The following is a 2,140-nucleotide window of genomic DNA, read 5'->3' as shown; positions in this document are numbered from 1 at the left end:
AAGGCTGGATTTGGTCAGGAAATGATACCAGAAAAATGGCTTAATCCATTGATATACCAAACATACTCCTACCTGGCAACTCAGCAGGATTTTTCATCGCTTGCGTTGAAAGAAGCCCCTGATTTAGATGCTGTATAAAAATCAGTCTCTCGGAGTTTTGTGTATGCCCCCCTCTGCCACCTTCCTCGCTTCTGCCGGTGAGTTTCCCGCTGTGCCGATGCCCTTCTTTCTAGAGCGCGTGTCTGCTGGGTTTCCGTCGCCTGCCCAGGATTATGTGGATCGGCCGCTGGATCTGAATGAGTTGTGCATTCAACGGCCTGCCGCTACCTTCTTTGTACGCGCTCAGGGTGAGAGCATGATTGAAGCCGGGATTTTCCCCGATGATGTGCTGGTGGTGGATCGCTCGTTAACAGCACGCTCAGGGGATGTCGTGATTGCTCAGTTTTATGGTGAGTTGACCGTCAAGCAGTTGCAGTTAGGGCCACCACCCCGCTTGGTGCCCTGTAACCAGCGTTTACGTCCAATCCATGTACCACCGGATGCCGATCTGGAGATTCTTGGCGTGGTGACGCATGTGATCCATAGCCTGCGAAAGTGATGACATTCAGCTGAATGTGATCTTTGGCAACACGGACAACCATGCCCGCAATACCTCTTTTATTAAGGATCAGCAAGGCATCCGGCTGGCTCCGATTTATGATTTTGCCCCCATGGTCGCTGATGCCAGCAGCATCCACCGCAGCATCCGCTGGCAAAAAGAAATCGAGCGAGGCTCTGAAATTGACTGGGGGCGTTTGCCATCGCACTTGCAAGCCTTGCAGCTGGCCGATGCTGACGCTGTTCGTCAAACCCTGGTAGATACCATGCAATGCTGCCTTGGTCTGTATGAGCGCCTGCAGGCGCGCTCAGTAACACAGGAAATTCTGTATCATCCCAGGATTGATATGCAGCGTCTGGATCAACGACTGAAAGCCTGGCTGCAGGCTTTATCTACTGGCACCACTCCACGCACGACTTAAAGATGGATTGCAGTTGTTATCAAATAGGCAAGGCAGTATTTTGGCTATACCGGACAACAACATGACACAGGATCTGCCGGTCTATACCCGGCATACTGATCCAGCAGCTTAATTCAAATCAATTAAGGACTCACTATGGCACAGTACCGCTCGCCTCGCTCATTCTCCAGCACATCACAGTTCCTTGAGTATTTGCGGGAGGCTTCACCAGGACAATTGCGCTTTACTTATGATGAAATTGTAAAAACAGGCATTAAAGACCAGCCTTGCTATCGGTTTATGAGTGACTCACGATCGCTTCAGATCCGGGGTGAGTACAAAAAAGAACTCGAGGAGGCGCTGTATTTTTACCAGCAGCGCGGAGAGCCTTTAAAGTCCGAATGGGATGTGATGTGCGCCCTGTCAGTGCGCATGGATTCGCTTCTGGCCTTTAATCATTTAGGTTACGAAAGCTCCATGCTGGCGCAGATCATGCGGTTTGCCTTGAAGTATTACACGGATCCAATTGCGGAACTGACTCGCATTGGGCGGGATTACGACTGGGATCTGAACCATTATTTTAGCGATCACCCACCCACGCGCCGGGCAGTGACCACCTCCTCCCATCCATCCTACATGCGAGTCATTGAGCCGCTGATTCCCCCGCATTTGGGCTCCAATACCTATAATCGCCTGACCGCAATTAATGGCGGACTGGATATGGAAGAGCTCTGGTATGCATACCTCCCCAACTACCTCAAGGAAGACATTAAAAATCACCAGAAGGAGAAGAATGAGTACCTGCAAAGCCGCACCCTGGGCGATGAGAAAAAAATCCGTGAACTGATGCTGTCTGGTGATTTTTATACGCTCAATGATCACCTCTACAATCACTTCTGGGGCAAGGACGATTATGAAAAAGACGAAAAGGAGTTTCGTATGGCAAACATCCTTGATCGCGATGAAAACTATGACCTTGAGATGCGCATGAGGGTGCAGTCTGGCATGGCCAAAATTGCGGCTGAACTGGTGCCCTACATTTTAGAGCGCAACGAGTACAATGCGGTCAGGGCAGTGGATGAGCTGTCTAGTTAGTGCCCATCCAGAAACACGTATTTTCATTGAGTTCAGCTCATCCCTGG

3 protein-coding genes are annotated in these 2,140 nt (G+C 50.3%); all 3 read left to right on the top strand.

The annotated features are described in order from the left end of the window. Window positions 1-163 precede the first annotated feature (163 nt). The 3 genes from umuD to IBX50_RS20025 all read left to right on the top strand — a co-directional run bounded on the left by umuD (window position 164) and on the right by IBX50_RS20025 (window position 2,093). Window positions 164-598, top strand: coding sequence for a translesion error-prone DNA polymerase V autoproteolytic subunit (gene umuD, locus IBX50_RS20035; protein ID WP_292258160.1), 435 nt, complete (start codon window positions 164-166; stop codon window positions 596-598). Window positions 599-614: 16 nt separating this feature from the next. Next, entirely contained in the window at window positions 615-1,019 is a 405-nt protein-coding gene (locus IBX50_RS20030; protein WP_292258159.1) for a HipA domain-containing protein, read from the top strand. A gap of 135 nt (window positions 1,020-1,154) precedes the next feature. Beyond that, on the top strand, window positions 1,155-2,093 hold the full coding sequence (locus IBX50_RS20025) for a hypothetical protein (RefSeq protein ID WP_292258158.1): 939 nt from the start codon (window positions 1,155-1,157) through the stop codon (window positions 2,091-2,093). The last annotated feature ends 47 nt before the right edge of the window (window positions 2,094-2,140 follow it).

The sequence above is a fragment of the Marinospirillum sp. genome (genome assembly GCF_014859565.1).
Note: the sequence above shows the minus strand (reverse complement) of the source record. Positions and strands in the feature narration are given on the sequence as shown.

What these genes read in the sequence shown, in the direction of transcription:
- umuD (WP_292258160.1), top strand. Translation starts at nt 164, where the DNA reads ATGCCCCCCTCTGCCACCTTCCTCGCTTCTGCCGGTGAGTTTCCCGCT.
- IBX50_RS20025 (WP_292258158.1), top strand. Translation starts at nt 1,155, where the DNA reads ATGGCACAGTACCGCTCGCCTCGCTCATTCTCCAGCACATCACAGTTC.